General features: G+C 58.9%; 23 protein-coding genes and 1 pseudogene. 10 read left to right on the forward strand and 14 right to left on the reverse strand.

Features of this window, described 5'->3' with window-relative positions:
- Together VF672_RS21090 and VF672_RS21095 are read left to right on the forward strand one after the other, a co-directional pair.
- Window positions 1-545: pseudogene (locus VF672_RS21090) on the forward strand (hypothetical protein); the annotation flags it as partial.
- 74 nt (window positions 546-619) lie between these two features.
- On the forward strand, window positions 620-910 hold the full coding sequence (locus VF672_RS21095) for a hypothetical protein (protein WP_331106498.1): 291 nt from the start codon (window positions 620-622) through the stop codon (window positions 908-910).
- A gap of 86 nt (window positions 911-996) precedes the next feature.
- Here VF672_RS21095 and VF672_RS21100 read toward each other — a convergent pair whose 3' ends face one another.
- The 4 genes from VF672_RS21100 to VF672_RS21115 all read right to left on the reverse strand — a co-directional run bounded on the left by VF672_RS21100 (window position 997) and on the right by VF672_RS21115 (window position 4404).
- Window positions 997-1722 carry a ferritin-like domain-containing protein gene (locus tag VF672_RS21100; RefSeq protein ID WP_331106500.1) on the reverse strand — a complete coding sequence of 242 codons (726 nt, stop codon included), beginning with the start codon at window positions 1720-1722 and terminating at the stop codon, window positions 997-999.
- A 10-nt stretch (window positions 1723-1732) separates the two neighbouring features.
- On the reverse strand, window positions 1733-2902 hold the full coding sequence (locus tag VF672_RS21105; RefSeq protein ID WP_331106502.1) for a hypothetical protein: 1170 nt from the start codon (window positions 2900-2902) through the stop codon (window positions 1733-1735).
- A 135-nt stretch (window positions 2903-3037) separates the two neighbouring features.
- Window positions 3038-3772, reverse strand: a complete 735-nt coding sequence (locus VF672_RS21110) for a DUF421 domain-containing protein (protein WP_331106504.1) — start codon at window positions 3770-3772, stop codon at window positions 3038-3040.
- A 2-nt stretch (window positions 3773-3774) separates the two neighbouring features.
- Complete coding sequence (locus VF672_RS21115) at window positions 3775-4404, reverse strand: DUF421 domain-containing protein (protein WP_331106506.1); 630 nt, start codon at window positions 4402-4404, stop codon at window positions 3775-3777.
- A gap of 320 nt (window positions 4405-4724) precedes the next feature.
- On the opposite strand from VF672_RS21115, the gene VF672_RS21120 reads away from it, so the two are divergent.
- Together VF672_RS21120 and VF672_RS21125 are read left to right on the forward strand one after the other, a co-directional pair.
- Window positions 4725-5777 carry a M42 family peptidase gene (locus VF672_RS21120; protein ID WP_331106509.1) on the forward strand — a complete coding sequence of 351 codons (1053 nt, stop codon included), beginning with the start codon at window positions 4725-4727 and terminating at the stop codon, window positions 5775-5777.
- Window positions 5778-6018: 241 nt separating this feature from the next.
- A complete protein-coding gene (locus VF672_RS21125; protein ID WP_331106511.1) occupies window positions 6019-6270 on the forward strand; it encodes a hypothetical protein in 252 nt (83 codons plus the stop codon).
- Here the strand turns inward: VF672_RS21125 and VF672_RS21130 are convergent.
- The 6 genes from VF672_RS21130 to VF672_RS21155 form a co-directional block, all read right to left on the reverse strand.
- A complete protein-coding gene (locus tag VF672_RS21130; RefSeq protein WP_331106513.1) occupies window positions 6267-6818 on the reverse strand; it encodes an ATP-dependent Clp protease proteolytic subunit in 552 nt (183 codons plus the stop codon). The genes VF672_RS21125 and VF672_RS21130 overlap by 4 nt on opposite strands.
- Window positions 6815-9016: an ATP-binding protein gene (locus VF672_RS21135; RefSeq protein WP_331106515.1), complete on the reverse strand. Its 2202-nt coding sequence runs from the start codon at window positions 9014-9016 to the stop codon at window positions 6815-6817. The genes VF672_RS21130 and VF672_RS21135 overlap by 4 nt, the downstream gene beginning before the upstream one ends.
- Window positions 9017-9223: 207 nt before the next feature.
- The gene (locus VF672_RS24705) at window positions 9224-9610 is read right to left on the reverse strand and encodes a general stress protein (protein ID WP_331106517.1); all 387 of its coding nucleotides are present in this window, start codon (window positions 9608-9610) and stop codon (window positions 9224-9226) included.
- Window positions 9611-9965: 355 nt separating this feature from the next.
- On the reverse strand, window positions 9966-10145 hold the full coding sequence (locus VF672_RS21145; RefSeq protein ID WP_331106519.1) for a general stress protein: 180 nt from the start codon (window positions 10143-10145) through the stop codon (window positions 9966-9968).
- Window positions 10146-10509: 364 nt separating this feature from the next.
- Window positions 10510-11679 carry a zinc-dependent alcohol dehydrogenase gene (locus VF672_RS21150; RefSeq protein ID WP_331106522.1) on the reverse strand — a complete coding sequence of 390 codons (1170 nt, stop codon included), beginning with the start codon at window positions 11677-11679 and terminating at the stop codon, window positions 10510-10512.
- Entirely contained in the window at window positions 11679-12461 is a 783-nt protein-coding gene (locus tag VF672_RS21155; RefSeq protein WP_331106524.1) for a cyclase/dehydrase, read from the reverse strand. The genes VF672_RS21150 and VF672_RS21155 overlap by 1 nt, the downstream gene beginning before the upstream one ends.
- Window positions 12462-12888: 427 nt before the next feature.
- On the opposite strand from VF672_RS21155, the gene VF672_RS21160 reads away from it, so the two are divergent.
- Entirely contained in the window at window positions 12889-13152 is a 264-nt protein-coding gene (locus VF672_RS21160) for a DUF1652 domain-containing protein (RefSeq protein WP_331106526.1), read from the forward strand.
- Window positions 13153-13177: 25 nt separating this feature from the next.
- On the opposite strand, the gene VF672_RS21165 is transcribed toward VF672_RS21160, so the two are convergent.
- Together VF672_RS21165 and VF672_RS21170 are read right to left on the reverse strand one after the other, a co-directional pair.
- Window positions 13178-14239: a chemotaxis protein CheB gene (locus VF672_RS21165; protein WP_331106528.1), complete on the reverse strand. Its 1062-nt coding sequence runs from the start codon at window positions 14237-14239 to the stop codon at window positions 13178-13180.
- Between the two features lie 140 nt (window positions 14240-14379).
- The gene (locus VF672_RS21170; protein WP_331106530.1) at window positions 14380-14601 is read right to left on the reverse strand and encodes a PLD nuclease N-terminal domain-containing protein; all 222 of its coding nucleotides are present in this window, start codon (window positions 14599-14601) and stop codon (window positions 14380-14382) included.
- A gap of 476 nt (window positions 14602-15077) precedes the next feature.
- Here VF672_RS21170 and VF672_RS21175 point away from each other — a divergent pair, with 476 nt between their 5' ends.
- The 5 genes from VF672_RS21175 to VF672_RS21195 all read left to right on the forward strand — a co-directional run bounded on the left by VF672_RS21175 (window position 15078) and on the right by VF672_RS21195 (window position 22252).
- Window positions 15078-19211, forward strand: a complete 4134-nt coding sequence (locus tag VF672_RS21175) for a CheR family methyltransferase (protein ID WP_331106532.1) — start codon at window positions 15078-15080, stop codon at window positions 19209-19211.
- A 141-nt stretch (window positions 19212-19352) separates the two neighbouring features.
- Window positions 19353-20048 (forward strand): DUF6933 domain-containing protein, encoded by a 696-nt coding sequence (locus VF672_RS21180; RefSeq protein WP_331106534.1) that lies wholly within the window; start codon window positions 19353-19355, stop codon window positions 20046-20048.
- A 108-nt stretch (window positions 20049-20156) separates the two neighbouring features.
- Window positions 20157-21209, forward strand: coding sequence for an ADP-ribosylglycohydrolase family protein (locus VF672_RS21185; protein WP_331106537.1), 1053 nt, complete (start codon window positions 20157-20159; stop codon window positions 21207-21209).
- Window positions 21210-21505: 296 nt separating this feature from the next.
- A complete protein-coding gene (locus VF672_RS21190) occupies window positions 21506-21859 on the forward strand; it encodes a hypothetical protein (RefSeq protein ID WP_331106539.1) in 354 nt (117 codons plus the stop codon).
- A gap of 60 nt (window positions 21860-21919) precedes the next feature.
- Complete coding sequence (locus VF672_RS21195) at window positions 21920-22252, forward strand: hypothetical protein (RefSeq protein WP_331106541.1); 333 nt, start codon at window positions 21920-21922, stop codon at window positions 22250-22252.
- Between the two features lie 51 nt (window positions 22253-22303).
- Here the strand turns inward: VF672_RS21195 and VF672_RS21200 are convergent, their stop codons facing one another.
- Together VF672_RS21200 and VF672_RS21205 are read right to left on the reverse strand one after the other, a co-directional pair.
- On the reverse strand, window positions 22304-22744 hold the full coding sequence (locus tag VF672_RS21200) for an HIT family protein (protein WP_331106543.1): 441 nt from the start codon (window positions 22742-22744) through the stop codon (window positions 22304-22306).
- Window positions 22741-23586: macro domain-containing protein (locus VF672_RS21205; protein WP_331106545.1), on the reverse strand; the 846-nt coding region annotated here is incomplete at its 5' end. The genes VF672_RS21200 and VF672_RS21205, both read right to left, overlap by 4 nt.

Raw genomic sequence — 23586 nt, forward strand, 5'->3', positions numbered from 1 at the left:
GGGAACGGTTTTTCCGGATCGTGGACCGCAAGATTATTGAACATTGCTCGAGCACTTCCGGCCTGCCCTTGATCCTGGTCGCACTGCCCGAAAACCAGGCCGTGTTCAGAGGGGTTAGCCGCAATGCCTTGCTCTTGCCGGGAGGCGTGGAAAAAGATCCGGGGACCCTTGCGCCTGACAAACTGCGCACGCTGTGCGGCGAAATGATGCGCCTGCGCCATGATGAAAAACTCAACACCGCGCTCAATCGATACGGTGTCGCGGTAGGACAGCGGCAGTGCGCCAGCGAGTTGGCCGAGATCGCCCGTGCCGCCACAGAGGGCAGGGTGGCGTTGCTACTGGTCGAGGCCGAACGCTGGGTAGAAGGCACCTTGAACCCGGCCAACGGCGAGGTGGTGTTGCAACCGGAAGGCGAGACCGGGACGGAAGATGTGCTCGACGAGTTGATTCTGTCGGTCATGCGCAGCGCTGGCGAGGTGGTGGTGGTGCCACCGGAGCGGCTGATGCCGACAGAGACCGGCGCGGCGGCCGTTTACCGTTACTGAGACTGAGCAGGGTGCGGACGTATGGCCCGCACCTTCCAGCCTGATGCAGACTCAACGACACCGGGAGCCGAACGATGACCAAAACAAAAGAGATGGAAGTAAGGGCCTGGCACCTGTTACTGGAAGACGATGCGTACCGGCTCGATCTGCCTGACGACTTCTACCAAACCCTGATCAGCCGGTCCGATGAGTTGGTGCTGCGCGAGGTGATCGATTTGTCCGAGTGGCAGCAGCTCAAGGACGCTGCGGACGCCGTCTACGCCAAAACACTACAAGGTTTGTCGGTCTGCCAGCGTGACTGCGTAGACACGATGTCAATCGATCTGAACATCGACACCGCACAACAGACCGCGAGCCACAGTTGAGGCGCCCCCGGTCTTTCACGCTGTTTCAAAACGTGCCATTGAAACCAATGGCACGTCCCTCCAAAACGCTTGGTTAATTCAGGGCGCTAACTGACCTGAGCCATCAAATTCTCGCGCACGTAACTGCGCACCATGCTCAGGTGTTTTTCTTCCTGCTCCAGCGCGTGCTGAAACTCTTTGGCGATCAGAGGGTGGCCAGCTTGTCGAGTCAGCTCGATCAGCAACCCCCAGGCATCGTTGTCTTCCAGCTCAATCGTCAAAATAGCGTTCAGGCATTGCGACACTGTAGTACGGGGATCGGTGAGTACCTGCATCACACCTAGAGCCTTGACCCCGGCGACGTCGGCACAGGGCGTCATGCTGGTCGGGTCGGCGCCTAACGTCTCGATGGCCCGGCGGACCATTTCCATGTGATCGTGCTCCTCGCTCTGGATCTGACGAAGCGACTCGGTCAGCTCCAGACTGCCGCCGGTAGCCGAAGACGCCTTCGCGATCATGGCATCGTACAGCCGGACCCCGGTGCGCTCGAACGCCAGCCGCTCCCCCAGTTTGTCCACCAGCACTTCGGGGTTGTGACCGCGCAGCTTGTCCAGCGCGCTTTTGACCATGCCCTTGGCGGAACCGGGTATGGGGATGGAGCCTACGGCGTCTGCATCGACGATTGCCTGCTGCCGCTCTTCGAACAGTTGCATGCCGTCAGCGGGGACGTCGGCTGGAAACAGTTCAGTGGCTTCGATTTGCTTCTGGGTATCGAGCGGCGACATCTGCGCGCCGGTGCGATTCATGCCGAGCTTCAATTCTGTATCGCTCATGTCGGAGTCCTCACGCTTTGCGGTTCAATTCAGTGCCGGGTTTCCAGGTGTAGCCCGCCGATACAGCCATTGCCGGTACGCCTTCGGAGTTGAGCTGGGCACGGTACTCAAGCGATGCCCGGCTTTCGTTCTCCTTGCTTACGTAATCGATGCCATGGGCCCGCAGATCGACCTCTTTGGAAAGGGTTTCACGCACGAAGTCGCGCTGGCTCTTGAAGGCGATCATGGTCGGCAGATCGCCGGCGAGCACCTCGGCGGGGTCGCGCCGCTCATGCTTCTTGAACAGCTCGCACGCCAGGTTCAAATGCCCCAGCTCGTAATCCAGAAAGCGCTCCCACATGGCCTTGATGCGCGGGTTCTCCTCCTGCTCGGCACAGCTGGCGTAGGTGTAGACCTCCATCGCCTCATGAATCAGCCACTTCTCCATGAACGTTTCGCTGGGGTCCTGAAGCGAGCCATATTGAGTCACATGTTGCTCTTCGACGGACGCAATCTCGGCGTACAGCGCACGCGCGACAGGGTCGGCGAAGGTAGGGCCGATGTTCATGTAGTAGTCGTGGGTCTGGTACTCCGCACCGGTGATCAACGCCGCATGGATCTTGGTAATCAGGGCTGCACTGTCCTTTTGATAGTTGTCCCGCAGGTCATCGCTGGGGGCGCGGTGGTGTTCGCTGGTGGGGCGACCCGGGATGATGTCGGTGTAGCCCTGAAGAATATTGTTGGCATCCTTGCCTTCGAGCCGATCCAGCATCGCCGAGTAGCGGTACAGGTGGTCGAAGTCTTCCAGTAGCCCGAAGCGATAGGTCTGGGCCTGATACGGGTCCGGCTCGATTTGCGCGACCGCGGCGGTGACTTCGATGGCGACCTGCTCGTAGGCGACAGTTGTCTCCAGAGGCGAGTGATCAGCGCTGAGCATCCAGTTCACCATGGTCATCTGGTGCTGCTCCGCGCGCCGAATCAGGGCCAGTGGCGCTTGCAGCTCTTTATGAAAGCGCGCCCCGAAATGCTTCAGGCGCAGCGCATCGGATTCGACACCATTCATCAAGATGACCCGCACGCGGGTAAAGGCGTCATCGTCCAGTTTCGAGAGGGGTTTGCCGGCCATGTCCTTCCACGTGAACACCTGTTTGTCCAGCGGCGTGCCTTTGTTGTCGAGCAAGTTGGATAGGGTTGTAGTCATGTGCAGTCTCCAGGTCTCCAGGATGAAAACATTTCCCTGGTTCAGCTTACGGACTGCACCCGCGCGGCCAGCATTTCCAATGTCTGACGGGCGGCCGCTTGGCAAGCGGCGCCGCCCGACAAGCGGCACCACGACTCATTGCAGACGGTTCTCCGGACCGTCTTCATCGTGCAGTTCGGACCGCAGGTCCTGGCCGACTGCAACGGTCCACTGCACGTTGTGGCAATGGGTGCACCGCTGCATCTGCTCACCAGGCCGTATGTCCCGGACGTGGCCGCAGCAGCAGCAGGCCAGGCGGCCGCTGTAATGGCGTGGCAAGTCGAGCGCAAACCTGGCAGGCGGCATCAGCCGCAGGCCGTAGCGCGGCCGTCTGTAGCGGACAATGCTGAAATCGCCCGTCGATTCAAGATAAACCCGCTTCAGTTCGCCCAGTTGCTGGACGCCCTGGGCGCGCAATTCCGAGAAGACCCTTGCCGGCGTCAGCCGCGATGCATTGAGATTGCCCATCAATAGCCGTCCTTCCATCAGCAGCAAGGTGACGTCGCCCTGCACCCGGACTTCGATGGACCGCTTGCGAACCGAAAGGGTGGACAGCCCGCGCTGAAAGATCAGCGCGCAGATCAGCAGCACGGCAGCGGGCAGCAAACCCTGCCCGGCCGTCTGCAATGGCACGCCAACCGCTGCGCCGAGGGTAATCATCACGGCAAGTTCGGACACGCTCAGTTGAGCGGCCATGCGTTTGCCCATCAGGCGCATGGTGACGAACAGCAGTACATAAATGATGGCGCTTCTGAGCAGCACCTCCAGCAGGAATGACCAGGGGTTTTCGCCGAGCAGAATGCGGTGCGCGTTGGACAGGAACTGTTCCATGGTCAGTCCTCCAACTCACGGGCGGCCGGTATCCATTCGGTGTCGCCACAGTTGATGCAGGTATTTCGCTGTTGCTGGGTGTCCGGCTCGGTATGCCCGCAACTGCTGCAACTGACATCGGTGGCGACAGCCACGGCTTCGCGCAGCCGTGCGTCGATTTTCGGGAGAATCGAGAGCCCTGCGCGGGGCGCCTCGGCGTAGACAATCGACAAATCGCCAGAGGGCTCAAGGTAGACTTTTTTCAGCTGGCCCAGATGCTGAACCTGACGCATCCGCAGCAAGGCGAACAAGCGTTCCCGGGACAGCGCGGCACGTTTGAGCTCATCAAGCTGTATTTCGCCGTGGTGGATGATGGTGCTGACAGCGCCCGAGATCACCGTTTCGAAACCTGGCGAGCGGACGCTCCACTTGGCCATCCCGTACTGCAGGATGATCACCGCCATCATGATAAACACCGGCGGCAACAGCCCCCGGTCGGTGGCTTGCAAGGGCACGCCTACCGCCCCGGCCAGCGTCACGATCACAGACAGCTCAAACAGCGTGTATTGGGACGCGATCCGGCGCCCGAGCAGGCGCATGGAGCAAACAATCAGCGCAAACAGAATCGTTGCGCGCAGGGCGATTTCCAACAACGTGACCCAGTTTCCTTGCCCCAGAAGGAGACGGTGGGCTGTCTCGGCCGTAAACATGCTTGTTTCACCACAGCATTGAGTTGCGTATTCATCGCCGTTGCGGCGACACCTCTTCCCTTTAATTGACGTGTCGCATGGACAGATTGCCAAGACGATCGCTGACTGGCCGGACAAGTGGTCGAAGGCGCCTGCGGGTCGAAAACGTCGAACCTTCAAGGCGCTGAAAAGTCACTGTGGGAACAGGCGTGACTTCAAACGGCAAAGCTGTTGACGAAGTCTCGCGCGTGTCTGGACGCACAGAATCGACGCTGGAGATGCTCATGAATGCTGATAACAAAACCCTCCTGGAAAAGCTGCTGATGGCGTACGGCCCGGGCGGTCAGGAAGACGAAGTCCGCGCCATCTGCAAGACGGAGCTTGAACGCTACTGCGACGAAGTCACGGAGGATCGCGCGGGTAACGTCATCGGTCGCGTCAAGGCCGCGCGCGATGCCGACCCTGACGACGGCATCAAGATCATGGCGCATATGGATGAGATCGCGATGGTCGTCAAACTGGTCGACGAAGACGGAACGCTGCAGGTTGAGGCGCTTGGCGGGGCTCAGCCAATCAGCTTCGGCGCGGCGCCGGTCGACATTCTGAGCGACACCGGGGTGCTTGCCGGCGTGCTCTCGTTCGGGTCGATGCACAGCAGCGGCGGCTCACAACAAAGCAAGGACGTGCTGCAGGGCAATGTGCAGTGGTCGGACGTGCATGTCGTCACGCGACGCTCACAGGACGAGCTCACCGAAGTCGGCGTTCGGCCAGGCACCCGGGTGGTTTTGAGCAAACACTGGCGCGCCCCGTGGTATCTGCCGGAGGCCATTGCCGCGCACTTTCTGGATGATCGCGCGCCACTGTTGGCGGTTATCCTGACCGCGAAAGCGCTGAGCGCCAGGCGCGGCGAGCTCAAGCAAGACGTCTGGCTGGTCTGCACCACGTTGGAGGAAGAGTCCAACGCGGGCGCGATGTATGCCGCCTCGCGGTTGCCGGGCGAGACCGTGATCGCCGTAGAGGTCGGCCCGGTACTGGCCGAATACGGCACCCGCCTGGACGATCATCCCATCATCAGCACCGGTGACCAGAAAGGGGTTTATACCCGCCGCGTCGTCACCGACCTGATGGCCGCCACCGAGCGGGCAGGTTACAAGGCTCAAGTGGCTCTTCTGGTGGACTTCGCCTCGGACGCCAGTGCCGTCATGAGTGTGGGTTCGGCGGCAAGGGCAGGCTGCATCGCCATCCCCACGGAAAACACGCACGGATTCGAGATCATCACCGAAAACGGGATCGAGGCCTGTGCCGCTGCGCTGACCGAATATGCCCTCAATCCCTAACCGCTTGAGGCGCTTCGCTTGAGCCGCTTCGCTGGCGCCGATGGCACTCAGCCAGCCCGGAGATTCGGATAGGGTCATTCGTCAGCAATCTCCAAATCGTCATTGATCTCGCTTGGCCGAACCGTATACAACGGGGTATCTCGTTGGCAGAGAGGGACGCGCAGCTGCACTGCTTGCGCCGGCGCCTGCTCGCCAACGCCTCGTCTGTTGGAGCTTCAACCCCCCAGGGAACGTGAGTTCAATGAGCAATTCATTTGAAATCGAGCTGCTGAGCGCCAAGCTCGAGTTGCAAGCGGCTACCGATGACTACATGCGCCTCGTTCGACAGAAGACGGCGTTCGGGCCGCAGTGGACCGCCGCGAGTGAACGTCATGCCCGGGCGGTGGCGAACTGGCGCCGGGTGGTGATGCGCCCAAGTGCGCCCAGCGTAAACATCCTGGCGCCTCGGGACATCGACCAGATCCAGATGATGGCAAAACGTGCGGCCAGTTAGACGTGGATGCAATAACTGACGCAGGCGGCGTTGATCTGAGGTTGCTCTACCGCATGGATCATCCCGGTCGCCAGTGCCTGGTGAGGATCAATGATTCGCGGCGCCGCGGTGAGGTATTTTTCGATTTCCAGAGCCTCTCGCGCATCAACCGTGCGTTCCGCGACGATTCTCGCGTAGAGCAGCAAGTCGTAATCCAGACTCATCGCATACTCTGACATGCGCGAGTGGTCGACCGATCCGCTGACGTGCCAATGAAACGGATGAAACAGGAACTTGCTGTGGTTGCAGGCGGTGCGACGCTCGCCCGCCAGGAAAACAATGTTGCCCATCGATTCCACTGTGCCCAGGTTATGCGTATGCACGGGGATGGGCAGTGACAGCAGAAAGTTGTACATCGTGAATCCGTAGCTGCATTCCCCGCCCATGGTCGCGATATTGACCACCAGGCATGAGGCGCCACGTTCAATCGCCAGTGATGATTTCTCGATCAACTGCCCGCACGTGGCCGACGTGATGGGCGCGGTGAAATTAATGACGTGCATCGTCATGGTTCTCTCCTGTTCACTTGTTCAGCTGCCTCCGATGCGAGCGCGGACCTCACATGGTCCGATAGCTCGCTGACGCTGAAGGGTTTAGAAAGCACTTTGCCTAACGACAGTCCCTCGGTGATGCCCTCGGCATTGGCATAGCCGGTGATGAATAGAATCTTCAGTTCTGGGCATTGCGCCTTGAGGGTCTTGGCCAGGGCCAGGCCATTCACCGCGCCGGGTAAGCCGATGTCGGTGATCAGCAGGTCGAGCTTGTCCAGCTTCTCGAACTGCCTGAGGGCTGATGCGCTGTCGATGGCTTCGTATGGGGCATAGCCCTGGTCGGTCAGCAACTCCACGGCAATTTCCCGAAGGCCTGTCTCGTCGTCCACCACCAGGATGACTTCACCGTTGCCGGTGTTGGAGGGGAGGGATGTGACTTCATCCAATGCCCCGAGGGCGTTGTCGGCGCTGCGTTTGTCGAGGGGAAAGTACATGGAAATCGTGGTGCCGACGTTCACCGTGCTGTGGATACGAATCTGCCCGCCTGACTGTTGAGTGAAGCCGTAGATCATCGAGAGGCCCAGGCCGGTGCCCTGGCCTATTTTCTTCGTGGTGAAAAAAGGATCGAACGCGCGCCGGAGAACATCCTCGGTCATCCCGCAGCCGTCGTCGGTAACCGAAATGAGGACGTAAGGGCCGGGCTGCATTTCCTTGTCCTTGCCGGTGCGTGCGTCGATGTCCAGACGTTGCGTTCGCAGGGTCAAGGTGCCGCCTGCGGACATGGCATCCCTGGCGTTAATGGCCAGGTTGAGCAGGGCGTTTTCCAGCTGGTTGGTGTCGCAGTTGATGCACCCCACGGATGAAAGGTCGCACCTGACCACCACGTCAGGTCCCATCGTGCGGCGAATCATGTCCTCAAGCCCCGCGACCACTTCGTTTGGATCAATTATTTTGGGGTCCAGCGGCTGCTGTCGGGAAAAGGCCAGCAAGCGGCCGGTCAGGGCGGCCGCTCTTTTCACCGACGTCAGTGCCAGCGTCTGGTACTTGCCGATGTCCGCCACACGACCCGCTGCGATACGCAGTTGCATCAGTTCCAGGCTGGCGGAGATGCTGCCCAACAGGTTGTTGAAATCGTGAGCGATACCGCCGGTGAGCTGCCCGACGGCCTCCATCTTCTGGCTTTGCCGCAGTTTGGCTTCTGCCGCTTCACGCTCCCGCTGTTCCTCCTGAAGCTGGCGGGTACGCTCGGAAATACGCGACTCCAGGTTGTCATTCCAGTCCCTGAGCGAGGCCTCGAGCCGAACGCGTTCGCTGATGTCTTCGACGGTGCCATACCATTGTTGGCAGTGGCCCGACTCGTCCAGTTCGGGAAACGCGCGGACCTGATACCACTCGTACTTCCCCGACTTTTTTTGCAAGCGCACCTGAACATCGAAGGGCGTCAGGCTGGCCAACGATTCGCCCCATTGCCTGATGATCGTCGGCATGTCCTCCGGGTGGGTGAAGTCACGCCACCCTTGGCCCATGGTCTCCTCGTGCTCACGTCCCGAAAACTCCGCCCATCGACCGTCAATCGAGGTCACGGCGCCATTGGCGTCTGCGGTCCAGGGGATCTGCGGATTCAACTCAACCGCTCGGCGCAGGCGTCTCTCGCTTTCGCGCAATTTCGCTTCTGCCTGTTTGAGCGCATCGGTGATGCGGAACCGCTCGAAACAGGCCGCAATCAGGCTCGCGTAGCTGCGCAGGAAATCCACGTCGCTGTCGCTGAAAGCACGAGGTGTGCGGCTGTCCACCTCGAAGATCCCGATGGGCCGGCGGTCATGCGGCAAATGCACGATGACATTAACAAACGCGTCGACGCGGTTTTCGTGCTGGAAAGGATGGAGGGTGAAGCGGTTCTCACGCGCGGTGCTTTGGGAAATAACAGGATGGTCGACGCTCAGGGAATACCATTCCGGTGTGCCGGGCTCGAGCTCAAGCTGGGTGTGTCCAACGATCCCGTCTGTCCAGCCCACACCGCTGCGCACCCACATCTGGCGTTTGTCTGCGTCGATCTGGATGAATTTGGCGAGGTTGGTTTCCAGCGCTTCACCGGCGCCTTTGCAGGCGGCTTGAAGGATCGCATCCAGATCCTCACCGATCACGGCGCGCTCGCCAAATTCGGCGAGTATCCGTCGCTGGCACAGCAAGTGGTGCTCCATCGCTGATTCATTCATTGATTTGCCCCGCGTCATTCCTTGGCCGTTGGGTTTCCAAGTGAACGCAAGTATGGCAAGTGTGTATTGAACCGCCTGCTTTGGCGGCAGAAAAAACAAAACCCTGAAGACATGCCGCGATCGCCGCCGGGTACGCCCGACGCGTTCCCGCGGCATGCTCAGGGTTTTTATCATGAGCCAGGGGAGCCAGGCTCCCCTGGGAAGGGGTCAGGAATCACTCCGGCCGCCGCCGTGGCTGTTCTGGCCTCCTTTTCGTCCAGCCTCGGACGCTTTTTCAGGATCATTGGCAAAGTTGCCGCCGCTGTTCTGACCGCCTTTGCGCCCCGCTTCGGCTGCGCGTTCAGGGTCGTTCTTGAAGTTGCCGCCGCTGTTTTGCCCGCCTTTGCTGCCGGCTTCGGCTGCGCGTTCAGGATCGTTCTTGAAGTTGCCGCCGCTGTTCTGTCCGCCTTTGTGGCCGGCCTCGGCAGCGCGTTCAGGATCGTTCTTGAAATTGCCGCCACTGTTTTGTCCGCCTTTGCTGCCGGCCTCAGCTGCGCGTTCAGGGTCGTTCTTGAAGTTGCCGCTGTTTTCACTGCCTTGATTATTCTGTGCCATTACAATTACCTCACCGCAGGATAATAGTTGCGCATTTAGAAAGTTTGCTAACTAACGACTCCCTTCGTAGCAAGGGGCGGACCGGCTGCCATGGTGTTGGCAGTCGCGCTCAAGCCGGGCTGCACTGCACCGCCCCTCTGCTTCTCCCTGGGATTGGCGCTTTTCAAAAACTTGTCGGTGTGTTCCATACCGGCCGGACACCACCGGCTCGCTGAGAAGTGACGTTTCGACGTGCTCAAAACGACTGCTCAGCGTGCCGTTTATAACTTCCGTAGTCATTGAAGCTTTCCGGTTGTTCGTAACGTAGTGATCCATGGGAGGAACCCTGATGAGCTATTGAATAGGCGCCGATTAGTTATTCAGACTTGCGGCCGCCGCCGTGGCTGTTTTGGCCGCCTTTTTTACCGGCCTCCGATGCTTTTTCACGGTCGTTGGCGAAGTTGCCACCCGATGCCTGTCCGCCTTTGCGGCCGGCTTCCGATGCTTTCTCACGATCGTTTGCAAAGTTACCTGGATTTTTATTACCCGTTGTCATAATAGCTCTCCGATATCAATTTGCTGTTGCGTTCATGATCCATCGTGGGTGACGGATACATTCTCCGATAACGGCGCAAACCGAAATGCTTTGCCGATTTCCGAAGCGCCCGATGAACGGTACTTAAACTGAAAAGTTGTACAAGTTAGCTGCTCGTTTGGTGGGTCTGTCTAAGTTTTTATTCCACGTGAATGGATGTTTTGATGGATGTCTTAATGGTTCTAACTGCAGAAGATTTTGTGATGAGTAGGCGCACTTTTACGTGCGCTTGAACTTAAAGCGCAGCGTGAGTTTTAGATAAGAGGTGGCAATAAGGGAGAGTGTGCCCGATGCGCCTGTTATGACGGCATCGGGCACGACGGGCTCAAGGCTTGAACACAGCGCGCAGGCAGTGCTCGGACTTTTCCTTGAACATCATGTAGCCCTGGGGAGCATCCTCAAGGCTCATCGGGTGGGTCAGCAGGTAGGAGGGGTCGAGTTCACCTTTTTGAATGTGCTCAAACAGGGTGTTTGCGTAGCGCTGCCCAGGCTGCTGGCCTGATTTGAGCGTCAGCGCTTTGTTGACGATTGCCCCCATCGGGAACTTGTCCAACAGCCCCCCGTACACCCCGACCACCGAGACGGTTCCGCCTTTGCGGCAGGCACGAATGGCCTGGCGCAGCACTGTGCCGCGCTCCGTGTGCAGGCGCAGCATCTGCTTGGCCTTGTCATAGGCGTAATCGATTTCAGTGCCGTGCGCTTCCATGCCGACACAGTCAATGCATCGATCCGGCCCCCGCCCCCCGGTCAGTTCCAGCAGCGCTTCATGTACGTTGGTCTCTTCATAGTTGATGGTGATCGCTCGGCCCCGCTCACGCGCAAGGCGCAGTCGGTCGGGATAGCGGTCAATCGCAATGACGCGCTCGGCACCCAGCAGATACGCACTGCAGATCGCCATTTGACCCACGCCGCCGCAGCCCCAGACCGCCACCGTGTCACCGGGCTGAATGTCGGCATTGTCGGCGGCGAAATACCCCGTTGGCGCCGCATCGGAAACAAACACGGCCTGTTCGTCACTGACCCCTTCGGGCACCTTGAACAGGTTCACGTCGGCGTAAGGCACCCTGATGTAAGTGGCGTGACTGCCCGGATACCCACCAAATGCATGGCTGTAGCCGATGATGCCGCAGCATGGCTGACCGTAGGCAAGATCAGTGACGGAGGGATTCGGGTTGGAGTTATCGCAGCAGGAAAAGTCAGAGCGCTGACAATGTTCGCAATTCCCGCACCCGATGATGGAAATGGTGATGACCTTGTCGCCTTTCGCCAGGCCGGTCACCCCCGGGCCGACTTCGACGATCTCCCCCATGAACTCGTGACCAATAATGTCGCCGGGTTTCATGGCCGGCACGTAGCCGCCCAGCAGGTGCAGATCCGAGCCGCACACCGAGGACAGCGTGACGCGAATAATGGCGTCTCGCGGGTTCAGGATCGAAGGGTCGGCGACGTTGTCGACTTGGAGATGATTAGGGCCTTGCCAGGTAAGCGCACGCATCAGACCACCCCCCGTTCTACGGCTACGCCGGTTTTTATGGAGTCCGGGCCGTGAGCGGCGCCCGCTTCATTTTCCAGCTGTCCGTGCAGATAGAAAAAGTCGTTGTCGTCATCAGGGCGCAATCGCGAAGTGGTGACTTCACCTGTCTCCATCTGCTGCTTGATCGCCTGCAGGGCGTTAAGCAGCGCTTTGTCTGAAAACGCACTGATGGCGCGCGCAATGCCATAGCCGATTCTGCCCAGCGCTGGCTTGCACACAACCACCGCTTTGACCTGAGTGCCACGACCACCAGGCGCCTCACTCAGATGCACGGATACATCATGCTGCCATCGGGTCCCCTCGGGCGTGTGCCACTGCAACACGTCCGTTGCTTCGCTTGGCACGTTGATCAGGGTCCATTGGAGCTTGCGCCCGAGAGGCGCACGCACGGTCCAGCACGTCTGATCCGGGCCGAGTGCTTCCACGCTCTCTACCCAGCGCAACAGCGCGCCCACCTTTTCGGGTTGACTGATGAGCGCCCTCACTTCCTCCAGAGGGCGGCTGATGGTGACGCTGCGGGTCAGCGCCTCGCTGATGGGCCAGTCGTGCTCAGCGCTGAAGCGCTGCTCGAAGGGGGTTGGCGTCAAGGCCTGCTTCAGCGCGCAATGTCCGACAGCGCCGCGGTAGACGCCGTAAGCCCCCGCAAAGATTTGCAGGAAACCTCCCAATCCGCCACGGCGCAGGCCGTTGAGAACAAGGGCCGTTCCGCCGGCCAGCGAGAGGCCGCGTTCAACGGACGTCATATTCCCCGGATCTGCAGATTGTTGTTGGGTGTGCGTTGCGATTAACGGTTGTTCTGACATAACAAGCATCCCTGAGGCACGAACCCAGCAACGCAGCCAAGGACTGTTCTCGAACAAACAGTTCAGAAGGGCCTGTGTCGCCGAGCTCCGGTTATTGTTTGGCGGACGTACCTGGCTCGCGCAACGCAGTGCTCAACAACCGGTTGCAAGAGAGGCGAGGGGCCGCCAGTCCTAGGGGTAGAAGACCCATCGCCGTTCGTGGTTCATCTCATGGAAACGGTGGTCGGATGAACGGCGGGAAGCACATCCACAAAGGCCGCCCTCCTGCCTTCCGCTTGGGGCTATCGATGCTTATCGGGTGATCAAGAAATATGCTGAACAGGCGCGTTGGCACCGCCGTCTTATCTGTATCAAGACGGAGGTCATCATGAGCGCTACATTTTTATCGACGCTTGAGATACGCAACTTGATCGAGCGCGCGCTGCTTCCGGATCACTGCACCTGTGAATGCAAGAACGGTAGAACGCTGGAGCTGACACTGGAGAAGCTGGGCGCTCCCGAACATCGTGTCGTATTGAACGATATTCCGCTGGACTCCCTGCAATCCAGCCGCGCCATCGCCAACTTGATCGGCGAAGCGCGTTATTTACTGGTGCAGAGCCAACTGCAACGCCGCCGGGTAATTGGCTAGCGGTGCCGAGCACAGAAAAGGAGGTTCAGCCTTCTTGAGCCTCCTTGGCTCGACGATGCGCCTCAGCGCCACCGTCCAGAGAACCCATCAACTTCATCAAGGCCTCGACGTGAATATCGAGTTGCGTACTCGCCATCTGGTATTCCGAAGCGCTCTCAGGTCGACCCGATAATTGTGCCGCACTGGCCTGACGATCAAGCAATGCCTTCTTCTCATGCAGCGACCGAATCGCCACCCATATCGCCTCTTCGATCACGACGTCCTGTTGTTGGGCAAGGGTCTGAACGGTATAGCTGTGGCCGGTGTGACACCGGAACCGTGGAGGGGCGAATCCAAGCTCCCATAAGCCTCCGCCGCACTCGGGGCAGGTCAGGTTTGAAATCTGACCGTGTTGACTCAACGTGGCAACCGAGACACTCCCTCCCGCCAGGCATATCTCATGTTCGGTTTGGTACGGTTCAACCCGACGGGGTTGTGAAGATTCGACGCAAGACTCATCAGGCATCTTGAGCAACGCCACCAGGCACTTGCCGATTTCAGACAGCGGCAAGCAATGATCAACCGATGCGTAACGCAAGGCGCTAGTCGGCATGCTCGGCGCGTCCGCGCCGGCAGGGTCCTGCACAATGGTCACGCCGCCACTCGCTTTGATGGCCTGCAGACCGACCGTTCCGTCGTCCAGGTCGCCGGTCAGTACCACCCCGATGACACTGCGCCTGAGGGTGATCGCAGCAGACCGAAACAGCGGATCGATCGCCGGGCGAGAGTGGTTTTCCTTCGCCCCGTGCACCAGTTTCATCACCGCACCGTCGAGCAGCAGGTGCAGATCAGGCGGGGCGATGTAGACGTGTCCCTCAAGCGGAACCCTCTCGTCCTCGGCAAAACTCACCGTCATTGCGGTATGGGCTGCCAATAGCATGGGCAGCACGCTGTGCTGTTTGCCGATGTGCATCGTCACGAACACTGCCGCTGGGAGGTCAGAAGGCAGGTCGGCGAGCAGTTTACGCAACGCAGCGAGTCCGCCACTCGAGGTGCCGATTACGATGAAACGACGAGCAGGGTTTGCAGCATCTGTGGGATGGGGCATTCGCCAATATCTCTTTCAGTCATTGTTCACCGGAGTGATCATGTGGCCCTCCATGCAAACTTTGGAATTTAGCCATCGACGCATCTTAACGTGAGGCATCACGCAGAACCGCCCCCTTGATCATGAGAGGGCAATACGGTTCAGCCCTTGCTGTGTTCGGGCGAAGTGGGTGAACGGACAATCCCTCGAGGTCCGGCGACGCCCCAGATTGCCCAGCCTATAACCGGAACGACAAAGACCAGTACGGCCCACGCTGCCTTGACCGACCCGCTCTTGTTGCTTCTCGATACGCTGTAAATGATCCAGGCGTCGATGAGCAAGATGATCAACAACAGCGCCGTCGTGAAGAGTGTGATTTCCATGCTGGTTACTCCGGCCGATAGATAACCGATAGACGCGCATCGGTTTCGTTAGTCTTCACCCATCGGCAGAAAAAGTGACGAGCGGCGGTTCGCTTCGCTCTGGGCCTCAAGTGTGAAGCCAATAGGCTGGGACCCCTCGTTCACGACCCGATTCATACTCCGCTGGTTAATCTGCTAGTTGCTCCGCTAGTTACGTCGCGAATAAACACCGCTTCACGAGCCCTGATACCTGCGTTTGATGACGCGCGTGACGGGCACATGTTCCGACGACTGACTTAGAGTGTGCGGAGTAATTCGCGGTGTCGTGGTGCGCTGCGCGTACACAGTTTCCACTCATATGGATCCGTCACCGCCAATCGGTACGTGACAAGCGCCCAACGTTCGGCTGGACGCGGTCAGGAATACGACCCAATATAGCCGGAACATCCAGCATTCCTTCGCCGACCACCCGTGGGAATCCTTTGAAAGGAAGCCCTATGCAACACGAATCTGATCCCCAGCCGAGCCAACCGAAGCAGTCGGGCAAGTTGCCCAGTCATTTGACGTTTCCGGTCGTGGGTATCGGTGCATCAGCCGGTGGTCTGGATGCCGTCAGGCGTTTTTTTGAGCACATGCCGAGCGACAGCGGCATGGCCTTCGTGGTGGTGTTTCATCTCTCGCCGGATCATGAAAGCAGTGCCGCTACGCTTATCGGGCAAGTCACCACCATGCCCGTTATTCAAGTGGAATCCACCCTGCCCATTGAAAAGAATCGCGTGTATGTGATTGCGCCGGCGCAGTACTTGTCAATGAACGACGGCTACTTGCGCATATCGCCTCAAGGGCCGCGGCGTGGCGCACACGTCACCATTGACCTGTTCTTCCGCGACCTGGCGGATGTGCATAAGGAAAAAGCGTTTTGCGTCGTTCTGTCCGGCGCGGGTGCTGACGGCGCGGTGGGTCTTTCCCGGATCAAGGAGCAGGGCGGCGTCACGCTGGTTCAATCTCCCCATGACGCCGAACACGATGGCATGCCGCAGGCGGCGATCCGCACCGAGATGGTGGACTTCGTGCTGCCTGTGGTCGAGATGCCGCAGAAGCTGCTTGAGTTATGGGAGAACTCCCGTCACATACAGATGCCTGCTTCGAATGATCTGGAAGCCTATGCCGTCGCGCTGAACGATGACCGCTCTGTGGCGCTTGCAGAGCAGGCGGTGCACGACATCCTCGTCAAATTGCGCGCCGGGACAGGGCATGACTTCAAGCACTATAAGCGGGCGACCGTGTTGCGCCGCATCGAACGTCGCATGCAGGTCACTGCGCAGCCGACGCTGGCAAATTACTACGATTACCTGAGTGCGAATTCGTCTGAAGTCAAAGCGCTGCTGGACGACATGTTGATCGGGGTTACCAACTTTTTCAGGGACCGGGAGGCGTTCGACGCGCTTGAACGGGACGTGGCGCCGCAGCTGTTTGCCCGTTACGCAGATCATCCGGCTGACAACCATGACCTCAGGATCTGGTCGGCGGGTTCCTCTACCGGCGAGGAAGCGTATTCGCTGGTCATGCTGTTGTCGGATCACAAGGCGAGCGTCGGCTCCGATGTCGGCATTCAGGTCTTCGCCAGCGACATTGACGATAGGGCCGTTTCGGCCGGCCGCGCGGGGTTATATTCCCAAGCCATCATGACGGACATCTCGCCCACACGGCTGCGGCAATACTTCACCAAAGAAGATGACCGCTACCGCGTGCGCAAAGAAGTGCGTGACTGTGTGCTGTTCGCCAAGCACAGCCTGCTGTCCGATCCGCCGTTTTCCCAGATCGACCTGATCGTCTGCCGCAACCTGCTCATTTACCTTGATCGGGATGTGCAGCGAGAAATTCTGCAGATGTTCCACTTCGCGCTAAATCCCGGCGGCTTCCTGTTTCTGGGCAGCTCCGAGTCCGCCGACCTGTGCAGCGACCTGTTCAGCGTCGTTGACAAGAAAAACAGAATCTTCCGCGCACGCACCGGCGCCATACCGTCCCACCGGATGCCGACGCTGCCCCGTGGGGGCTACGCCCAGGTCACGTCCGCGCCCCGGCCGCCGTTTGTCGAGCCCGTGCGCAAGCCCTCCATCGCCTCGATACATCAGCGGGCGTTGCAGCAGTTTCTGGTCACGCCGAGCATTCTGGTCAATAACGTCGCCGACGTGCTGCACATCAATGAGGGCGCGGGCCGCTACCTTCACCACGTCAGCGGGGAAGTCACCCGAAATCTGTTGTCGCTGATCATCCCGGATCTCAGGCTCGAGCTCAGGACTGCGGTGTTTCAAACGCAGCAGACGGCGCTGCCGGTCAAGACACGTCCGGTCATGCTTGCCCGGGACGGACGCCACTTCGAGATCGTCATGACGGCGTACCCGTTCAGTGACGAAATAAGCGACATGGAGTGCATCCTCGTTGTCTTTGCCGAAGACGAGGTGGATGCCAAAGACATCAGTGAAAACCCGAAGACGCAATCTGAAAACCAGATGCTGTCCAACCTCGAGCGTGAGCTGCAGCGCACCAAGATCCAGCTGCAAGACACCATCGAGCATTCCGAGATTTCCAGCGAGGAGCTCAAGGCGTCCAACGAGGAAATGCAGGCGGTCAACGAAGAACTCCGTTCGGCCACTGAGGAGCTCGAAACCAGCAAGGAAGAGTTGCAGTCCATAAACGAAGAATTGCTGACAGTTAACTACGAGCTGAAGATCAAGGTTGAAGAGACCGATCAGGTAAACGACTACCTGCGCAACCTGATTTCCTCGACTGACATCGCCACCGTGTTCGTCGACCGCAATTGCTGCATCAAGTGGTTCACCCCCCGTGCCACCGACATCTTCAGCATGCTCACTGTCGACACCGGCCGGCCGCTCATGGACATCACCCATCGTCTGCACTACGACGACATGATGACCGACGCCCTGAAGGTGTTCGAGACCTTGAGCGTCATTGAGCGTGAAGTGGAAGGCAAGAATGGCCGTTGGTACATCGCCCGTCTGCTGCCTTACCGCTCCGGCTCTGATCAGATTGATGGCATCGTCTTGACCTTCATCGACATCACGACGCGTCGGGACGCTGAAGAAGAGCTCAGGCTGGGCGAAGAGCGTTTGCGTCTGATCTCCGAGAACACGCGCGACTACGCAATCATCGTGGTCGACGAAGATAACCGGATCTCCAGCTGGAACAATGGCGCCGAAGCGATCTTCGGCTATTCCAAAGCCGAGGCTGAGGGCAAACCCTTCGCGTTCATCTTCACCGACGAAGACAAACTCGAAGGCATTCCAGAGCAGGAATTGAGCGTGGCCCGCAAGATGGGTCGCAGTGAAGACGAGCGTTGGCACCTGCGCAAGGACGGCCGCAAGTTTTACTGCAGCGGCGAAGTCACGGTGCTTAAAGGTGAGGGCTTCCGGGGTTTCGTGAAAATCGCGCGCGACCTGACTCAGCACATGCGCCTGCATGAGGAGCAGTCGCAGCATCTGGCAGAGACGCGCCAGACCAGCGAACTGAAAGATGAATTCTTCGCGGTCATGTCCCATGAGCTTAAACACCCGCTCAACCTGATTCAGCTTAACGCGCACCTCTTGCGTCGGCTGCCTGTCATCAAGCGCGAAGCGGCGGCATTGAAGGCGGTTGCCTCCATCAATGACGCTGTGAACAGCCAGGCGAAGATTATCGATGATCTTCTGGACGTGGCACGTATCCGTACCGGCAAGCTGAAACTGGAGACCACCGTCATCGATTTCCTGACTTTGGTTAAGGAAATCCGCACGGTGGTGGAACACAGTGAGCACCAGCGCCACATCACGTTCGACATGCCCGACGGGGACGGCATCTACATCGAGGCGGACCCCACTCGCGTGGAGCAGATCGTCTGGAACCTGATCAACAACGCCATCAAATTTACCCCGGCGGGTGGGTCAGTCACTGTCAGCGCTACCTCGGCAGACGGCTATGTATGGCTGCAGGTCAGTGACACCGGGCCTGGCATCGAGAAGTCCCAGCTTGAGCACATTTTCCAGATGTTCGGCCAGGCCAACCATCGCCCGAGCAATGGCCACAAAGGCGGGCTCGGCATCGGTTTGTCGTTGGTCAAACAGCTGGTGGAAGCGCATGGCGGATTGATCAGTGCTCACTCGGACGGTCCAGGCCAGGGCGCGAGCTTCAAAGTGGCCTTCCCGTTGAGCAGCCCGCCCGTGATACCGACGCAAAGCGAGGCGCTGGACGACGAAGGCCAACTCAGCGGCATCAAGGTCTTGCTGGTGGATGACTCAGCGGACGTGCTCGAAACCATGACGCTGCTGCTGGAGATGGAGCAAGCCCACGTCGTCGCGATAGCGGACGCCAGGCAGGCACTGGAAGCCGCCGGGAGCACGGTTTTTGACTTGGTGATCTCCGACGTCGGCATGCCGTTCATGGATGGGCACGAGTTCGTCCGACTGCTGAGACAATTGCCTGACTACGCCCATACGCCCTGCGTGGCGCTGACAGGCTACGGTGCTGATCAGGTCGCCACGGGCAAAGACGCCAGCGGCTTTGACGAGTGCGTGGGCAAGCCTGTTGCTTATGATGAGTTCATTGAGGTGCTGCGCCGGCTGGTGCGCAAGTGATCAGGCACTTGTCGGGTCAGGACGCCTGGAGGAACAGCTTTAACGGCGGCTGGTGAATGGACGGTGTCCGGCTCGCCTTTTTGGCGTGCCGGAGCGTATCGGCGGTATCCTTGACCATCGCCGAATGGACCCTCCCTCCCCATGCTGATTTTTGATTGCACCCAAGACGCCTGTGATTTCTTCTCCAAGAAAGTGAAGGGCAAAATTATCCGCACTGTGCAGCCCGCCGCCGCTGCCCAATCGCTGGAAGCGGAAAGCGCAGCCCACGAGCGAGTGGATCGCTGGCAGCTACACGTCACCAAATTCGGCAGGTTCCATGTCCTGCTCGCCATGAAAACCGACACCCGCTACGCGATGATGTTCGTTGGCCTCAAACGCAACGATGTGAAGGGGTTTCTGGACCAGTTCACCTCACGGTATCTCGCTGAACTGCTCGTACTGGCGATCGATGTGCGCGGGGAAATGCCGCCTCAGGCCGAACTCCAGCGACACGTCGATGTGTGGGAAGAAAGCTTCCAGCCTGTGCACTTCTTCAAACGTAGCGACCGGAGCGTTCAGGGACATATCAATGAAGTGCTCTACATGGCGGCTCACCGCGCCTATGACGGCATCGGCTTGCCAGTTGAGGAGCAGGGCCTCATCGCCTTCGGTGGCGTGGCCAACGGCATGCTTCGTTCAATCAGGGGCGGGGATTACTTCATTCCGGCTGCGTTGGAGCTGAAGCAGGTTTATCCAAGGTTGGGGATGGTGATGACGGAGGTGGAGATGGCGGAGGCCTACAAGAGGTGGTGGTCGCGTCGAGGTGAGCAGGATCTTGGGCCTGAATTTGAGGATTAATCAAGAGAACTTCAGGACTTCGCGAGCTGAAAGGGCCTATGTTGAACTGCTCACAATAAAGCTCGAACCGCATCCACACCATGGTGCAGGCAGTGTAAGGAAGCACAAGTGAACAGACTTGAACGGATCAAAGGCTGCCTGCTTGGCGGCGCGGTGGGCGATGCGTTGGGAGCGCCGGTCGAATTTCTCGACTGGAGCGCCGTCCGCGCCACTTTCGGTGCGCGTGGCATTGTCGATCTTGCCCCGGCTTACGGCCGCCTGGGCGCTATCACCGACGACACGCAAATGATGCTCTTCACCGCTGAAGGTCTTCTGCGCGCTCATGTGCGTGGCGCCTCCCGCGGTATCTGCAACGTCCCCGCGGTCATCCACCACGCGTTGCTGCGTTGGCTGATGACACAGGATTACCCGTCGGCCACTTCTGTCAGCGTCACCGGTTGGCTGGTGCAGGAGCGCGAGCTATGGTCCCGCCGCGCGCCCGGCCAGACGTGTTTAAGTGCGCTCAAGGCCAGCACAGATTTTGGCTCGTTCGCCGAGAACAACAGCAAAGGCTGTGGCGCCGTCATGCGCGTCGCGCCGTGTGCGTTCTTTCGCAACGCCTTCGACAACGCCGCTGAATCGGGCCGTCTGACCCACGGTCATCCAACGGGCTACATGTCCGCCGGACTTTTCGCCGACATCCTCCAGCGCATTGTCGACCGCGACGACAGCCTCGAAGACGCCATTGCCAAAAGCCTGGCCGAGCACGGCGGCAAATCAGGTATGGAGGAAACACGTGCGATCATCGAGCGCGTGGTGCGCTTTTACCACCAAGGCCATCGCCCGAAACCTGAACGTATCGATGAACTCGGCGGCGGATGGATTGCAGAAGAGGCACTGGCCATCGGCATCTGGTGCGCGCTGACTGCCACATCGTTCGAAGACGGCGTGATCAATGCCGTGAATCACAGCGGAGACAGTGACAGCACCGGGCTGATTGCCGGGCATTTGCTGGGAATCCAATATGGCGTGGAGGCGATCCCTGATCGTTGGCTTGCGCCGCTTGAGTTGCGTGGGGTGATTGAAACGATAGCGGTGGATATCGAGCGGGTGCCGAGGGAATTTTCGGGGTATGGCGGGGAAGCTGAGGACGAGATTTGGGCGCGGTATCCGGGAGCGTGATCTCGACCGCAAGGGGTGGGGCCAGATAATGCCGTCACGGCATTATTCGAAGTTTAATTAACAGTTCCATCGTCTGTATTCATTATGAGCATTCATCTGTATCTGCTTTTTCCACCTGTCGACTCGCAATCTATTAATTGCGCTAGGCGTTGGATATATGGAGCGGCAACGAGTGTGATTTCCAGGCTCATCAGTTAACATGGATTTAATCCGAAGAAATAGCCCGGAGCTTAGGCAAGGCGGCTATTCATTTGTGCGCTGCGTTTTCTGTGTGAGTTGTCATCATGTGTAGATACATGCACCTGCATAGCTTTATGTATGAGGTCGGTGAAGGCGTCGGGGAGTTTCTGCTGGATGAAGAAAAGGTTGGATTTCAACGGCTCAGCCTTCCAGAAATTGTAAGAAATTCCTTTGGTGAGGGAGGAGTTGTGGAGTTTGTGCATTCCCTCATCCTGAGGCGGCAAATCAAGTCGTATATCAGGCAGTACATGACCCCGGATGGATTGATGTATGTGTATCCCCCATTCGGCCAGGAAACGTCGTTTGCAGAAGACTATTTTGAGGGCGGTCTCTTTGAATTCCTCTCTAGCGTTTCGGCTTTGCTGGACTCCGAAATCAAGGCCCGAAAACACGCATTTTTTCGGCTCTGATTCAAATCTGCAGCGCGGCTATCGAGGCTAAGCATGGGATACAGGTATATACATGGATTCATGTTTTCTGTCGGCGATGCAGTTGGCGAGTTCCTGGATGAAGAAGAAAAGAAAGGATTTGAACCCCTCACGCTTCCCCAGATAGTCAAGGAATGCATCGGCTATGGGTTGCTGGATCTGCTGCACGCAATCCTATTCAAACGGGAAATAAAGGCATATATCCGAAGGAATATGACGCACGATGGTTTGCAGTACGTCGATCCGCCTTTTGGTCAAGACACCTCCTTCGCCGAAGACTACTTCGAAGGCGATCTGTATGTGTTCCTGACCACTGTATCCGCATTGCTCGACAGCGAAATCAAAATCCGAAGAAAAAAGCTCTTCGGATTCTAGCCGGCAAGGGTCAAGCGGCGTTCTTAGAAAACATAGGCGCTGTGATCGCGCCTATCTCACTTCAAGCAACCGCCGCGCAATCTCATCCGTCTCCCTCACCGATATCTCCTTCACTTCCCCAAACTCCGTCCCCCCGGCCGGCAATGTCCCCGCCACATGAAAGTGCACATGCCCGATCGCCTGACCCGCCGGCACGCCGTTGTTCTGCCACACCGCAATCCCGGTTTTTGCATAGGCCTTTTCAATCAAAATCGCGGCATTGCGTACTTCAACCGCAACCGCCGCCACTTCCTCGTCAGTCATCTCCAGCAACGAAGGTATATGCCGCAGCGGCAGCACCAGCAAGTGCGGATGACCCCGTTGCTCGCGGGTGACGAAGGTCGCGGTCTGGGTTGTGCGGGAGAGGATGGTGTACGGCCGTTCGCCCTTCAGGTACGCGCAAAACGCACAGGTGGGGTTGTCCGGCAGGTCGATGCGGGTGTCCGGGCTCATGATGACCTCAATGACGACAGGAAAGACTGCAATTCGAGCCGGTCGAGTTTCCGGTAGTCGTCCGGCCGGACGACGATGCGCAGTTCGTCGCAGACTTTCGAATGGCGGGAGGCGAACATGAACGACAGCAGGGTGAAGCGGATGGCGTCCTGGGCGGGCAGCACGCTGGACAGCCGCGCCTGCCCGCCGCCAATCACCGGGATTGAAATCGTCCCGCCGTTGCCGCGCCGAGACACTTCGGCCCACAGCGCCAGCAGCCCTTTCCAGACCTTGTCAGGGGTGGCGCGCGCGACGTTCTGGGCGTCCATTTCGCAATAGGCCAGAAAGAAGATCAGCCGGTGGGCATGCTTCAGCGTGGCGATGGTGCCGACACCGTACTGCACTTGTTTGCCCGGCTTGTGGAGCGTGCCGATGCAGGGCGTGTTGGCCAGCGCGTTGTCCAGGTGACGATCAAGTTCTTTCAGGTCGCCGCCGTACAGCACTTGCAGCGCCTGGCCTTGGAGGCTGGAGGTGGCAATGATGTTGGGGGTTTCGGTGTCGAACGTGTCGTTGGTGCCGATCACCAGATGGCCGGTTTCCTTTAGCAGGTCGCCGGGCACGATGGTGATGCGCGTTTTCGGCGCGTTGTATTCCTCGGCGATCGGGCGCGGCCACGCTTTGAACAGTGCGGCCGACACTGACACCACGACGACCCCGATCAGAATGCCGAAACCTTCCATGACATGGCTGCCGGGATAAATGACGTTATAGGTCTGCATGACTGTCGACAGCCCGCCGACACAGGCAAACAACGCCACCAGGAAGTGGCGCCAGAAGCGCCACGTCTGCATGTCTTGAAGGAT

It is taken from the genome of Pseudomonas sp., assembly GCF_036387035.1.
In the GTDB taxonomy this organism is placed as follows: domain Bacteria; phylum Pseudomonadota; class Gammaproteobacteria; order Pseudomonadales; family Pseudomonadaceae; genus Aquipseudomonas.

Bases quoted from the DNA above. Each gene is read 5' to 3' on its own strand.
- VF672_RS24705 (WP_331106517.1), bottom strand. From the start codon at position 9,610: ATGGCACAGAATAATCAAGGCAGTGAAAACAGCGGCAACTTCAAGAAC.
- VF672_RS21170 (WP_331106530.1), bottom strand. From the start codon at position 14,601: ATGGAAATCACACTCTTCACGACGGCGCTGTTGTTGATCATCTTGCTC.
- VF672_RS21135 (WP_331106515.1), bottom strand. From the start codon at position 9,016: ATGAATGAATCAGCGATGGAGCACCACTTGCTGTGCCAGCGACGGATA.
- VF672_RS21110 (WP_331106504.1), bottom strand. From the start codon at position 3,772: ATGGAACAGTTCCTGTCCAACGCGCACCGCATTCTGCTCGGCGAAAAC.
- VF672_RS21105 (WP_331106502.1), bottom strand. From the start codon at position 2,902: ATGACTACAACCCTATCCAACTTGCTCGACAACAAAGGCACGCCGCTG.
- VF672_RS21145 (WP_331106519.1), bottom strand. From the start codon at position 10,145: ATGACAACGGGTAATAAAAATCCAGGTAACTTTGCAAACGATCGTGAG.
- VF672_RS21100 (WP_331106500.1), bottom strand. From the start codon at position 1,722: ATGAGCGATACAGAATTGAAGCTCGGCATGAATCGCACCGGCGCGCAG.
- VF672_RS21180 (WP_331106534.1), top strand. From the start codon at position 19,353: ATGCTGATTTTTGATTGCACCCAAGACGCCTGTGATTTCTTCTCCAAG.
- VF672_RS21190 (WP_331106539.1), top strand. From the start codon at position 21,506: ATGCACCTGCATAGCTTTATGTATGAGGTCGGTGAAGGCGTCGGGGAG.
- VF672_RS21130 (WP_331106513.1), bottom strand. From the start codon at position 6,818: ATGACGATGCACGTCATTAATTTCACCGCGCCCATCACGTCGGCCACG.
- VF672_RS21175 (WP_331106532.1), top strand. From the start codon at position 15,078: ATGCAACACGAATCTGATCCCCAGCCGAGCCAACCGAAGCAGTCGGGC.
- VF672_RS21155 (WP_331106524.1), bottom strand. From the start codon at position 12,461: ATGACGTCCGTTGAACGCGGCCTCTCGCTGGCCGGCGGAACGGCCCTT.
- VF672_RS21095 (WP_331106498.1), top strand. From the start codon at position 620: ATGACCAAAACAAAAGAGATGGAAGTAAGGGCCTGGCACCTGTTACTG.
- VF672_RS21160 (WP_331106526.1), top strand. From the start codon at position 12,889: ATGAGCGCTACATTTTTATCGACGCTTGAGATACGCAACTTGATCGAG.
- VF672_RS21125 (WP_331106511.1), top strand. From the start codon at position 6,019: ATGAGCAATTCATTTGAAATCGAGCTGCTGAGCGCCAAGCTCGAGTTG.
- VF672_RS21165 (WP_331106528.1), bottom strand. From the start codon at position 14,239: ATGCCCCATCCCACAGATGCTGCAAACCCTGCTCGTCGTTTCATCGTA.
- VF672_RS21120 (WP_331106509.1), top strand. From the start codon at position 4,725: ATGAATGCTGATAACAAAACCCTCCTGGAAAAGCTGCTGATGGCGTAC.
- VF672_RS21200 (WP_331106543.1), bottom strand. From the start codon at position 22,744: ATGAGCCCGGACACCCGCATCGACCTGCCGGACAACCCCACCTGTGCG.
- VF672_RS21195 (WP_331106541.1), top strand. From the start codon at position 21,920: ATGTTTTCTGTCGGCGATGCAGTTGGCGAGTTCCTGGATGAAGAAGAA.
- VF672_RS21150 (WP_331106522.1), bottom strand. From the start codon at position 11,679: ATGCGTGCGCTTACCTGGCAAGGCCCTAATCATCTCCAAGTCGACAAC.